This window comes from Rubellimicrobium mesophilum DSM 19309 (assembly GCF_000600335.2).
Classification (GTDB): domain Bacteria; phylum Pseudomonadota; class Alphaproteobacteria; order Rhodobacterales; family Rhodobacteraceae; genus Rubellimicrobium; species Rubellimicrobium mesophilum.
In genome coordinates this window covers 16,255-28,380 of sequence record NZ_KK088595.1, presented here as the reverse complement: position 1 = coordinate 28,380, position 12,126 = coordinate 16,255, and the positions used below count along the sequence as shown (strand labels likewise).

The following is a 12,126-nucleotide window of genomic DNA, read 5'->3' as shown; positions in this document are numbered from 1 at the left end:
CCTGCCGAGCGGGGGCCGTCCGCGAATGGGCCAGCCGCTCGATCGCCACCTGCTCCGCATCCGCCAACGCACGCAGTCGCAACTGTCGCATGGCCTCTCTCCAGCAAAGCACCGCTCACTGTACCATGACTTGCCGGATGAACCACTAAGGCCAACTCGTCACATACTGAACTGCCCTGGCATCTACCCCGGCTCGCCCTGTCGTGCTGTTCCCTCGGGAACACCGGCCTTGCGTTGGGCGCCTGCTCTGGTCGCAGGTCCATAGTCATGCGCTTGGCACAGGCCCAGCCGCAGACGCGAAACGCAGTCCCGCCAATTTTACATAGCTTGACAGCTATATTTCCAATCTTGCATGTTTTGGGCAGGAGGCACCTCATGCAACTCGATCTTACCTTCGCCGCCCTGAGCGACCCGACCCGACGCGCCATGCTGGCCCAGCTTGCGCGCAGCGAGGCCACCGTCACCGAACTGGCCAGTCCTCACCGGCTCAGCCAGCCGACCATCTCCAAGCACCTCAAGGTGCTCGAGCGGGCTGGCCTGGTGGAGACCCACCGCAGCGCCCAGGCGCGCCCCCGACGGCTCAGGCCCGAGGCGCTGATGCTGATCGACGATTGGCTCGCGCCCTTCCGCCAGCAATGGGAGGCCCGGCTGGACCGGCTGGAGGCCTTCGTCACCGACCCCAAGGAGCCGACAGATGTTCAAGACTGAGACCTTCGAACTCGACCGCGCGAACAACGCGCTGGTGTTTCAGCGGCGCATCCCCGCCTCGCCCGAGCGGCTCTTTGACGCTTGGACCCGGCCCGAGCAGGTCCGCCAGTGGTGGGATCCGTCCGGCCGGGAACTGGCCGAGTGCGAGATCGACCTGCGGGTCGGCGGCCTCCTGCGCTTCGTCAATGCCGGCCCCGAGTCCTTTCCCTTCGAGGGCCGCTTCCAGCAGATCGACCGTCCCCATGGCTTTGCCTTCGACGCCCTGGGGGCGGCGGGGTCGGTGCGCTTCGTGCCGGACGGCGAGGTGACGGAGATGACCGTGGTGATCCGCTGCGCCTCGCCCGAGCACCTGCAGCAGTTCGTGCAGATGGGCGTCGCCGACGGGACGAGCCGCACGCTCGACAACCTCGCGAGCTACGTGGGCAGCGCCCAAGGATGATCTGCACTTTGGGGTAGAAGACGTCTAATCCTGGCAATGACTCCGCTCACCCGCAGCGCAACAGCATGGCTGCCACGATGGCCTCTGGAGCGTCCTCTTGGACGAGGTGGCCGGCAACTGGGACACGCACCAGCGGCTCGGTGGCGATGAGCCGCGCCAACTCTTCGCCCTTTTCCAGCGGGATCCAGGCGTCCTCCTCCCCCCAAAGCACCGTGACCGGGCAGTCGAGCGGCCGGTAGAGCCCCTCCACCTCGTCGGTGTAGCGCTGGTCCATCTGCGCAATCTGGCGGTAGAAGGCGGCCTGGCCCACGGTCCCCTGCCAGGGCGCCGTGTAGACCCGCAGCGCTTCCTCGGTCAGCGGATGATGCGCTGCACCCTGGATGTAGGCGCGAAGAAGCGCCTCGTGAGCGTAGCCGGGCAGTCCCGCAAAGGCCGCCTCGTGGCGGCGCACATGCGCCACGAAGGGCGAGCCCCAGGGAGCGAGCGCCACGGCGTCGAAAATGGTCAGCGAGCCGTAGCGCAGCCCATCGAGGAAGTAGGCCCGGAGCGCCGTCGCACCGCCAAAGTCGTGGCAGAGCACATCGGGTCGCGTCAGACCCCAGGCCTCGAACAACGACGCGAGCAGCCGGTTCTGGACCCCGAGCGAGACATCCCGCCCCTCGCTCATGTCCGAGGCGCCATAGCCCAGAAGGTCAAAGAAGAGCACCGTCCAGCGCCGCGCGAGTAGCGGCGCAATGCGACGCCAGACCTGGGACGAGAAGGGCGTGCCATGGATCAGGACAAGTGGCGGCCCCTCGCCCAAGCGGCCCCAGGCCACCTCACGGCCGTCGAACATATGCCGCTGGTCGAGCACCAGCATCTGCGCAGGCTCCTGTCGTTGCGACCTGGCTCAGAGCCGATACCATGGCGGCGTCAGGGACAGGTCAAGCGGGATCCGGGGGGCTGGCCGACGCGCATTGCCAGGTGCCGGACGAGCACCTCGGGCGGGAGCAGTCGACAGACGCGCCAAGCTTCGACGCCGGCGTCACCCGGAGTGCCGCGACCTTGGACGTGAGGCAGCCCATCGCCCGCGTGCAGCGCCTGAGGGACCCTGGAGCCGAGGCGGCGTGTCGCCTCCGACGGCATGGCGCGACAACCTCTTGTCGCTCTCAAGTGCTGAGCAGCAAGGGCGCCAGGATCTCGAGGTAGAAGCGGACGATGTCACCCGTCATGGCCAGCGGGTTGAGACCGGTGGTGCCCGACGCCAGCATGGCCGCGAGCGTGCTTTCTGAATGACCGCCGGGCTCGACTTCGTGGCATTCAGGGACGACAAGAAAGGACTCCGCTGCAGAGAAACCAAGATACAGAGCTCAGACCATTATTGAACGCCTTCGTAGCCAAGCATCCATATTGGGAACCGGAGTTGTAAACCGACAAAGAAATTCACCAGATATATGGAGATCAGTTTATGGCGGAAGAAAGCATCACTCACATTGTCGTTCGAGAAATACCGATACGTCACACCCCTCATACTTGCATTGCTCAGGAACATCGTAAAGCCGAACAGACGAGAGGCATGTTGACAATAAATCTCATACATTCGATTAACCACTTACCAGATAATAAAACACTATGACCAAACAATCATAAGAGTATCAACTACGTCTCCAACAAGACCTACATCCAGTCACCATGGCCACACTCCACTCAACCAACCATCCTACTCCATACTACCCCCCTATACCCCCCTCCCCCATTACTCAGGGTTTTAGCATCAGTATCTGTAACGGTTCGGGTCCTTCAGCGGCTTAACTGATTCATGCCGCCCGACTTTGTAGGGCGGCATGGGCGAGCAGCTCTGGTTGACCGGTGAGCAGGTGGAACGACTCCGGCCGCGCTTCCCGAAGGCCGAAGGTCACCACGGCCCGCCTCGTGGAGAACGATGTGCATCCCCTTCCAAGCCCGCACGAACAGCCTGCACCGGCCCAGATCAGGGCTCGCATGGGCGCAGAGCCGCCTCCTCTCGCTTACCTCACCCGCTCGCTGCTCGCTGCGTCGAACAAGAGTGCGTGGTCAAGTCTGAGACCCAGCCGCACAGCCGACCCTTGGGTCGCCAGTCCTGCCGGCGCCCGAACCACCGAGCGCTGACCGGCCACGTCCAGCGTGACAATGTCCTCCGGCCCGGTCGGCTCCACAAGTTCCACGCTGGCCGAGATAGGTCCCTCAGTCCCGATGGTGATGTCTTCTGGTCGCAGGCCGAGCAGCACGTCCGCTCTCTCAGGCGCCCGCTGGACGAGAGGGATCTTGGCGTCTGACCCGCTTGGCACAAAGACCCCGCTAGCCATCCGCCCCGCCCATGCCCCAAGGGTGTCGTTGGCACTCGCCTGAGATCGCAAGAACCATTCATCAAGATTGGGGACTGAAAACCGGGCGGGCCATCGTGCCAGCCAATCTCGACCAGGCATTGATGGACTGTCCCCCTGGTTCAAAGGACCACAAGAGTCGGAACGTCCTCGGTGTCGTCTGCCAACTGAGGCTCTCAGGCCTCAATCATGCGCGCCCACGCGACGGGGGCTTTCTGTTCGGCCATAATCTCCGAGTCGGTGTGCAGGCTGATCCAGACCGCTTCTCGCGAGTCAACCGATCGATAGCGCCGCGGAACACGCTGACACAGGCGAACCGTCGAAGCGCGCTGAATGTTTTCTGTGGCGCAGCCTGTGCAGCATAACAAGAGGCTGCACAGGCAAAGCCTGAGACACGCACTGGGTATTGGCATGGATGTCGGCCGTTTAGCAGGATAGCGCGGGGGAATTCTGGTGGAGCGGACGAGAACGGCGTCGAACCTTCTCTGGGTTGTTCTGGACCTAGACGTCTGTCCTGTGCGAGGAGCACACAACCCCAAACGCCGCTTCAATGGCGCTTGACAGTTCGCAGGTGCTCCAGGGCGATCTTGTCGATGCGCTTAGCCTTGACGTCGACGCGCTCTTCGAGGTTCTCGGCCCCGACAAGCGCATCGATGGCCTCCCAGATCGTGGCCGGCCTGCCGTTTCCAAAGAGGTCGGCGCGTTCGACCATGCCAGTCAGCTCGGCCAAAACCTCGCCTTCGATGGGGAGGGTGTCCCGGTGTTCTGAGCCGGGAAAGTAGAGCCGGTTGAGGTCCATCAGCCGGCGCAGCTCGGCAATGGGATCGGGGGCATCATCGACGCGCAGGTCGATTAAGGTATCGCTGAGGCCCTGGTAGCCGCCAGCCTTGCGGCGGACGATCAGCGCTGCCGACTGCCGGCCGCGACGATCGCCGCCCGCCTCGTCGCCGGCCGCAAGGGCGGCAAACAGCCGGTCTTCCAGCTTGCCCGAACCGACGTCGAACGCCTTGGCCATGGCCTCGAGCACCTGCGGGCCGGCAAGCATGTTGCCCTGGCAGGCGTAACCTGCACCGACGCGATGCCCGGCCCAGGGCTGGCAGCCCGGACCGGTATGCGAGGCGGCGCGACCCTGGAAATCGACCAGCCCCACCTGCCGGCGCTCGGCGCCGGGATCAGCCCCGGTCAGCTGCTGCAGGGCCTCCTCCGCCGACTTGCCCTCCCGCATGAGCTCGAGCCCGTTCGGCCCATAGGTGGCATTGGCGAGCGCCTGGGTCGCAACGGCGCCCACATCCGCCGCCACCCACGGCACGATGCTGCCTACCGCCAGGAATTTCGAGGCGACCGCAACCCCGGCCTCCCCCGTCCTGGTATCGACCGCGACAACGGAAAAGGTAGCAACGACAGGATCGACGCGATGCGCCATGGGTCAGTCCTCGAGGTTTTTGGCCCAACTGCGGAGCGCCGGGCCCAGCGAGCCCTCGCCGATCCGCGGAACCAGTCGCTCGGTCGGTCCGGTGAGGAAAATGGTGATGCCTATCCCGTGCCCGGGCGCGAGCGCAGGGCCGTGGCTGACGATGCCTATAGAGGTTCGTCCGGGTGAAAAGAAGCGTCCGGAGCGGCTGTCTGTATCGGCAAAGGCCACGAGGTCGCCATAGCGCAGGCCGTCGGTGGCGCCGGCGAGGCACCGTTCGCTGGTGATCTCGAGGTCGCCGATCCAGGCGTCCTGTCCGACGCCCGGTCCTGCAGTTTCGGGCGGCACGATGGCGGCCACGTCGCAGGTGAGACTGTCGGCGGGGTGGAGCGGCAGGAGGTCGAGGCCCTTGGGTGAGAGATTGCTGAGCGCGATGTCCGGCCAGTCAAGGAGTTGCAACCCGCGGCCGAGCGTCTCGACCACGATCCGTTCTTCGGGAGTCAGCGCCTCGCTCAATCTGTCCGGCACTTCAACGCCGACGAGTTGCGGCGCCCAGAAACCGGGGGCTAGGCCGCCGCGCTTGCCAGCGACGATGCCGATCGGCTCCCCACGCCCGTTGCGGACGCGATTGCCGACGCAACTTAGCAGGTGCAGGGGACCAGCCACGGCAGGCTGGTTGCCACTGTCCTCGATGGAGACGCCCGCCATAAGGTGGTCGCCCTCGAGCGCGTGCACGGGATCGCCCGCATGCACCCCCAGCGCAATGCCACCACTAGCCGGCAGAACACGCCAGCGCCCCTCCCGATCGACGGGCAAGACTTCGGTGTGGATGCGAACAGGCGCGATCTGGCCGGAAACCGAGGCGGCGACCAGCTCTGCGCGGTTGTCACGCAGACCGTGACGGGAGCTCAAATCCGCTCCTCCCCAGCAAGCGGCAGGGCGCGTGACACATTGGCTTCGGCATCAACTTCGAAGCGGAAGCGGTCGGTTGGGGCAGTGAGCAAGGTCATGAGTCCGAAACCGTGGCCGCCGCCGACCGTGTGGCCGTGGCTGACCACGCCCACCATGGCCCAGCCCTTGCGGTAAGTGCGCGCAGTCCGATGGTCCTGGTCGAGGACGGCGACAAGATCGCCAAACCTGAGATGCGCTGCCAATTCCGCAATGGGCGGGGCCGACGTGTTCATGTCCATGTTGAACATCGCCGCCGGCATGCCGATACCCGCTGCTGCGGCGATCGCCGGCAGGATCGCTGCCACTTTCACCGCAAGCACCCTATCCTCAAGCGAGCTGATCCTGCCGAGGAGTTCCGGCGAACAGGAGTGGCAAACGAGATCGGAGATGGCTGGCACGCTGAGACCAACCCCGCATGCGTCGACCGCCACCCATTCGCCTGGTGCGAGCCGGGCCAGAGCCTCTTGAGCGAAACTCGCCAGCACCGCGCCGTGCTTGCCATAGACCATTCCGCGGGCTCCAGAGGCGGGACCGTCGAGCACCGTTACAGGATTGCCGGCACAGCTCAGGAGGCGGATGGCCATGTTTGCCGACGCGTCCGGATGGCCCAGCGAGGCGCCAGGCTCGACATGGTCACCGAGCCAGTCCCCAGCGGGAGAGCCAAGCGGAATGCCGGTGACGACACCCCCTTGACCCGCCAAGATCTGGAGCACTCCATCGGGGCCGGCAACGCGGTTCGCGGCGGCGGGCAGGATCTGCGCCTTGAGGCGGGTCCGCACCAGCCGATCGGCGTTGGTGTGGAGGGTGCTAGTAGCCACGCTCGCGCTCGAACTGGTTGCGGAGCGGCTCGTCCCGGAGGAAGCGGCCGAGATTGTCGATGAAGATGTCGACGATGCGGCTGTTCTCGGCCGCCACAGTGCTGGCGGAGTGCGGAGAGAACAGAACATTGGACAGGTCCCAGAGCGGACTTTCCTGCGGCAGTGGCTCGACGGTGAACACATCCAGCGCCGCACCGCGCACCCGACCAGACTGCAGAGCTTCGACCAGGCTTGGCTCGTTGATCACCTGGCCTCGGGCGATATTGACCACGACGGCGCCGGGCTTCAGCGCTTCGACTTCTGCTTTGTCGATCAGGAGGTGCGTTTCCGGTGTGAGCGGGCAGGCAAGCACCAGTGCATCCACTTCGGGGAGAGCCTCGATGATGCGAGACTGGTCGATCAGACGGCTGACGCCTTCCGGCGCCTCGACGCCGGCGCGGCGACGCGTGCCCCAGACTTCCATGCCGAAATGAGCCGCATCGCGCGCTACGGCTTGGCCAAGTGAGCCGAGCCCGACGATCAGGACGCGCTTTCCTTCGATGCCCTCAACCGTATAGCGCTCCCAATGCCGCGCTGCCTTGACCCGCTGCAGTCCGGGAACGTCACGGAAAAAGTAGAGCAGTCCGAGCATCGCGAATTCCGCCAAGGGTCGGGCGTGCACACCGGAAGCGGTGGTGAAGCGGATAGAGGAACTCTCGAGTCCGGTGCGCTTCAGGAATTCCCCAATCCCAGCGCTGGTCGCCTGCACCCACTGCACCCTTGGCGCACGAGAGGGGAGATTGGCTGGGTCGACCAGGTCGAAGTCGAACAGGATGTCGGCTTGCTTAAGGTGTTCCGCCCAGCGACTCTTGTTCTCTTCGCTCATCGTGCGCGGTCCGCCATGATGGTCGGCGACATAGCGTGGCGTGGGCAGCAGCGACGGCTCGTGGATCACCTCGAACCGGTCGGGCGCGAACGCGCGGATGCGCTCCACGTGCTCCTCTTCGAGCGGGGAGGCGATCAGGATGGTGAGTTTGGATGCGTTGCTCATGCCATGTTCTGTTGTTGGGAAAGCCGATAGGCAGCGTCCAGCTTCTCGAGGGTGGGCACTGCCTGCAGCAGCGCCCGCGTATAGTCATGCTTCGCATCGGCCAGCGATGAACCTTCCGGAAGCGTTTCGACAATCCGGCCGCCGAGCATCACGATCACCCGCGGGGCGATGAAGTTGATGAGTTGCAGGTCGTGGCCGATGAAGATTACGGAGAGACCCAGCCGCTCCTTCAGATCGAGCAGCAGGTTGACGATCTGTGCCTGCACCGAGACATCGAGCGAGCTCACAGGCTCATCGGCGATGAGCACCTTCGGCTCCGCCGCCAAGGCGCGAGCGATGCAGATGCGCTGGCGCTGGCCGCCGGAAAATGCGGACGGGAAGTTGGCCGCAGCAGTGGCCGGCAATCCCACCTGCTCCAGCAGCGCGGCAACGCGGTCCCGCTGTTCGCCCCGCGAGGCGAGGCCGTGGACCAGCATCACCTCCGCCAGGGTGTCGCCGATCCGCTGGCGCGGATTCAGGGAGGAGTAAGGGTCCTGAAAGACGGTCTGGATGTAGCGCCGCCGCCGCCGGAGCGCAGCCTCCGGCAGTTTCGTCAGGTCCTCGCCCTCGAAGAGGACGCGACCGGTATCCGGGCGCTCCAGCAGGGCGATGCAGCGGGCCAGCGTGGTTTTACCCGACCCGCTTTCCCCTACAACGCCGAGGATTTCGCCCTGCCGCAATTCGAGGGTTGCGTCGGCCAGCGCCGGAGGGACATTCGCCGGCTTCTGCCAGAAGCGCCGGCGGGCACCATAGGTCTTGCCCAGGTCCACGGTCTGAAGGATGGGATCAGGCATCGACGGCCAGCGGGTCGCGGACAAAGGCGTCCGTTCCGAGACTTGGAACCTTGTCCGTGCGGACGCAGCGCGCGCGCTGTCCTTCCCCGACATCAAACATGGGGATTGGACCGGCACGACAGGTATCGGTTACAAGCGGGCAGCGGTCTGCGAAGCGGCAGTGGTTGGGGCGCTCGCCGGGTGCCGGGGGCCGCCCGGGGATGGAGGCAAGCCGCCGCAGCGACTTGCTGCGTTGCGTGCTCGCGAGCAGTCCGACCGTATAAGGCATGCGCGGGCGGAACAGCACGTCGCCGGCACGACCTTCCTCGACGATCTGGCCGGCATACATCACCGCGATGTGATCGCAGAGTGAGGCCACGACTGCCAGGTCGTGCGACACCAGCAGCAGACCCATCCCTTCATTGCGGCGCAGTTCGTCCAACAGCCGGAGAATGCCGGCCTGGACGATGACGTCCAGGGCTGTGGTCGGCTCGTCGGCAAGCAGCATGCCGGGACGGGCCGCCAGGGCCATGGCGATCATGATCCGCTGCCGCATACCGCCGGAAAACTCATGCGGGTAAGATGTGGCGCGTTCGGCGGGACTGCGGATGCCGACGCGTTCCATCAGCTCGATTGCGCGGCGGCGAGCCTCGCCGCGCGAAACCGTCTCGTGCGAGCGGATCACCTGCGAAATGGCATCGCCGACCCGGACCACCGGATTGAGCGACGACATCGGGTCTTGGAAGATCATGGCAATCCGGGACCCGCGTATCGCCTGGAGTTGGCCGGGCGACAGATCCAGTAGTGACCGGTCCCCTAAAGTGATGCGGCCACTGACTTTCGCATTGGCCGGCAGGAGACCAAGGGCAGCGCGCGAAGCAAGGCTTTTGCCGGATCCGCTTTCGCCAACAAGGCCGAGCGCTTCGCCGGGCGAGACTTGGAGCGACAGGTCTGAAATCGCTTCCTGGCGACCGCGGTCGAAGGCGATGGTGAGATTGTCGATGCGAAGCCCCTCAGCCATCCAGGCCTCGCACCTTGTCGGCCAAACCATCCCCGATGAGGCTGATCACCAGGCTCACCACCACAATTGCGAGGCCCGGGCCGATCACCGTCCATGGTGCCGACAGCAGCATGCTGCGGGACTCGGCGATCATCAGCCCCCATTCCGGCGCCGGCGGTTGCGCGCCAAGGCCGAAGAAGCTAAGCGTGGCGCCCACCTGCACGTCGAGGGCGAAATCGCTCATGCCGAACACGAAGGCCGGCGGAATGGCATTGGGCAGAATGTGCCGCAACATGATCCGAAGGTGCCCATAACCCAGATTGCGCGCCGCCAGCACATATTCGCGCCGCTTCAGCGCCAGCGTTTCGCCTCGCACGATACGAGCATACAGCACCCAGCTGACCAGCGTCAGCGCGACGTAGAGATTGATCAGCCCCGGCCCAAGCATAGCGACGATGGCGATCACCAAGACCAGGAAGGGGAAGGCGATGACCACGTCGATCACTCGTCCGATCAGCGAATCCACCCAGCCGCCAAAATAGCCGGCGATAAGCCCGACCATTGTTCCGAGGATCAGCGGCAGCGCAACGCCGATAGCCCCGATCTGCAGGTCGATGCGCGCGGCGTAGACCACCCGCGTGAACACGTCGCGCCCGAGATTGTCGGTGCCCAGTAGATTCTTCCAGCTCGGGGGCTTCAGGGCGTTGCGAAGATCGAGCGCCACGGGATCATACGGCGTCACCCAAGGCGCGAAGACGGCAGCCAGCACAATGACGAGCATCAGCGCAACGCCGATCCGCAGAGACCAACTGCCCGATCGAAGCAGCCGCGGCAGCCTTATGCCGCGCGCAGGAACGTTGTTTGCGACTGCCGTCATGTGCCGAGCGCCAGCCGCGGATCGATCAGAGCGTAGAGGAGGTCGCCGAGGAGATTCACCACAACCACGAGCAGGGCAAAGATCAGCGTCGCCAATTGAATCACTGCATAGTCGCGCGTGGAGATGGACCCGATCAGCAGCGAGCCGACGCCGGCCAGGGAAAAGATCTGCTCGACGATCACGGTGCCGCCGATCAGGTAGCCGAAGTTGATGGTGATCACGGTGATTAGCGGACGGAGGCTGTTGCGGATGATGTAGCTGCGCCTCAAGGTCCAGTTGTCCAACCCCATGGCACGGCCAGTGGTCACATAGTCCGACGCGAGCACTTCGATCAGGCTGCTGCGCAGCGTACGCACCAGGATCGGCGCGATGGAGATCGCGAGCGTCAGGGCCGGCAAGGTGAAGTGCACAAGGGAATCGAGCCCGCCGTCGCCCGGCCCCGAGGTTGGCAGCAGTTTCCAGCGCACTCCGAGCAGGTAGGCCAGCATGATGCCCGACCAGAACACCGGCATGCCGAGGCCAATGGTGAACAGGATTCGCGTCGCGTGATCGGTGACCCGCCCGCGCCGCGCTGCCGACCAGTAGGCAAAGGGCACGGCCATGATCAGCGCCAGGATGACCGAATAAACCATCAGCATCAGGGTGATCGGCAGCCGCGCGATAGTCACGTCCCAGACGCTGGCCTGGTAGAAGAACGAGATGCCGAAATCGCCCTGCAGCGCATGGCTGAGGAAGTTGAGGTATTGCTGCCATAGCGGCAAGTCGAGGCCGAGCTGGTCGCGCACCCGCGCGATCAGTTGTGGCGTTGCGCGGCTGCCCAGCGTCGCCACAGCCGGGTCGCCCGGGATCAGGCGTACCAGGAAAAAGACGACCAGGCTGACGCCGAACAGGACCGGCAGGATCTGTAGCAGTCGCCCGCCGAAATACCGGATCACGCCGCGCCCACTCCGCCATCGATTGTAAGGGCGCTGCCGGTGACGAATCGTGCCTCGTCGGAAGCCAGGTAGGCGACGGAGGCTGCGACGTCTTCAGGCCGGCCGATATACTGCACTGGCGGCCGGCGCGAGGTGTCGCGGTAAGCCTGCTCTCGGTCGGGCTGCATGGCGAAACGCCGCTCCAGCATCGGAGTGTGGATGATCCCCGGGCACACGCAGTTCACCCTGAGGTTCTGCTTGGCGTAGTCGAGGGCCATGCTGCGCGTCAGTGACACGACTCCAGCCTTCGAAGCGCAATAGGCGGCAAGGCCGGCGCTGGAGACAAGGCCCATCAGGGAAGCATTGTGCACCACAGCGGCGCCCCCGCGCTCGGCAGCCCGCGCCAGGAGCTGCGGCAGGAAGATGCGCGAGGTGAGATAAGGGCCGCGGAGGTTCACGGCCATGATCTCGTCCCAGACATCGGGCGCCATCTCGTCTATCGTGCCAAGGATTTCGATACCGGCATTGTTGACCAGCACGTCGGCATTGCCGAGCTGCCCTTTCACGAGGCCGGCCGCCGCTTCGACGCTCGCCGATGAGCGGACATCAATCTCTGCGGCAAGGCCGGTGGTCTCGCCGCCGGCAAGTTCCAGGCTCTCCCTCGCCCCGGCCAGGTCCATGTCGAGGACGGCGACCCGCGCGCCTTCGGCGGCGAGCCGCAATACGACGGCCCGGCCGATACCAGATGCGCCTCCGGTGACGACGCAGACCTTCTCTTCGAAGCGGCGTGCCGTGGGTCTGCCGGACGTGATCTCCGGCATGCT

Annotated in this window: 13 protein-coding genes; 2 read left to right on the top strand and 11 right to left on the bottom strand. The window is 65.1% G+C overall.

The window, feature by feature from the left end; all coding sequences use genetic code 11:
• Nucleotides 1–375 precede the first annotated feature (375 nt).
• Complete coding sequence (locus tag RUMESO_RS17385; protein WP_037281879.1) at nucleotides 376–708, top strand: ArsR/SmtB family transcription factor; 333 nt, start codon at nucleotides 376–378, stop codon at nucleotides 706–708.
• Nucleotides 695–1,147, top strand: coding sequence for an SRPBCC family protein (locus tag RUMESO_RS17380; RefSeq protein WP_051521441.1), 453 nt, complete (start codon nucleotides 695–697; stop codon nucleotides 1,145–1,147). Before RUMESO_RS17385 ends, RUMESO_RS17380 begins: the two co-directional genes overlap by 14 nt.
• 46 nt (nucleotides 1,148–1,193) lie before the next feature.
• Here the strand turns inward: RUMESO_RS17380 and RUMESO_RS17375 are convergent, their stop codons facing one another.
• The 11 genes from RUMESO_RS17375 to RUMESO_RS17325 form a co-directional block, all read right to left on the bottom strand.
• Nucleotides 1,194–2,006 (bottom strand): alpha/beta fold hydrolase, encoded by an 813-nt coding sequence (locus tag RUMESO_RS17375; RefSeq protein ID WP_037281878.1) that lies wholly within the window; start codon nucleotides 2,004–2,006, stop codon nucleotides 1,194–1,196.
• Between the two features lie 1,147 nt (nucleotides 2,007–3,153).
• Nucleotides 3,154–3,471, bottom strand: a complete 318-nt coding sequence (locus RUMESO_RS28630; RefSeq protein ID WP_037281877.1) for a TOBE domain-containing protein — start codon at nucleotides 3,469–3,471, stop codon at nucleotides 3,154–3,156.
• 565 nt (nucleotides 3,472–4,036) lie between these two features.
• On the bottom strand, nucleotides 4,037–4,912 hold the full coding sequence (locus tag RUMESO_RS17365) for a DUF1028 domain-containing protein (protein WP_037281875.1): 876 nt from the start codon (nucleotides 4,910–4,912) through the stop codon (nucleotides 4,037–4,039).
• A 3-nt stretch (nucleotides 4,913–4,915) separates the two neighbouring features.
• Nucleotides 4,916–5,812 (bottom strand): DUF4438 family protein, encoded by an 897-nt coding sequence (locus tag RUMESO_RS17360; protein ID WP_037281873.1) that lies wholly within the window; start codon nucleotides 5,810–5,812, stop codon nucleotides 4,916–4,918.
• Nucleotides 5,809–6,669 (bottom strand): DUF4438 family protein, encoded by an 861-nt coding sequence (locus RUMESO_RS24425; RefSeq protein ID WP_169791194.1) that lies wholly within the window; start codon nucleotides 6,667–6,669, stop codon nucleotides 5,809–5,811. The genes RUMESO_RS17360 and RUMESO_RS24425 overlap by 4 nt, the downstream gene beginning before the upstream one ends.
• Nucleotides 6,659–7,699, bottom strand: a complete 1,041-nt coding sequence (locus tag RUMESO_RS17350; protein ID WP_037281872.1) for a D-2-hydroxyacid dehydrogenase — start codon at nucleotides 7,697–7,699, stop codon at nucleotides 6,659–6,661. The genes RUMESO_RS24425 and RUMESO_RS17350 overlap by 11 nt, the downstream gene beginning before the upstream one ends.
• Nucleotides 7,696–8,532 carry an ATP-binding cassette domain-containing protein gene (locus RUMESO_RS17345; protein WP_051521439.1) on the bottom strand — a complete coding sequence of 279 codons (837 nt, stop codon included), beginning with the start codon at nucleotides 8,530–8,532 and terminating at the stop codon, nucleotides 7,696–7,698. Before RUMESO_RS17345 ends, RUMESO_RS17350 begins: the two co-directional genes overlap by 4 nt.
• On the bottom strand, nucleotides 8,525–9,532 hold the full coding sequence (locus RUMESO_RS17340) for an ABC transporter ATP-binding protein (RefSeq protein ID WP_037281871.1): 1,008 nt from the start codon (nucleotides 9,530–9,532) through the stop codon (nucleotides 8,525–8,527). Before RUMESO_RS17340 ends, RUMESO_RS17345 begins: the two co-directional genes overlap by 8 nt.
• Nucleotides 9,525–10,388: an ABC transporter permease gene (locus tag RUMESO_RS17335; RefSeq protein ID WP_037281870.1), complete on the bottom strand. Its 864-nt coding sequence runs from the start codon at nucleotides 10,386–10,388 to the stop codon at nucleotides 9,525–9,527. Before RUMESO_RS17335 ends, RUMESO_RS17340 begins: the two co-directional genes overlap by 8 nt.
• The gene (locus tag RUMESO_RS17330; protein WP_037281869.1) at nucleotides 10,385–11,323 is read right to left on the bottom strand and encodes an ABC transporter permease; all 939 of its coding nucleotides are present in this window, start codon (nucleotides 11,321–11,323) and stop codon (nucleotides 10,385–10,387) included. Before RUMESO_RS17330 ends, RUMESO_RS17335 begins: the two co-directional genes overlap by 4 nt.
• Nucleotides 11,320–12,123: an SDR family NAD(P)-dependent oxidoreductase gene (locus RUMESO_RS17325; protein ID WP_051521438.1), complete on the bottom strand. Its 804-nt coding sequence runs from the start codon at nucleotides 12,121–12,123 to the stop codon at nucleotides 11,320–11,322. Before RUMESO_RS17325 ends, RUMESO_RS17330 begins: the two co-directional genes overlap by 4 nt.
• Nucleotides 12,124–12,126 lie beyond the last annotated feature (3 nt).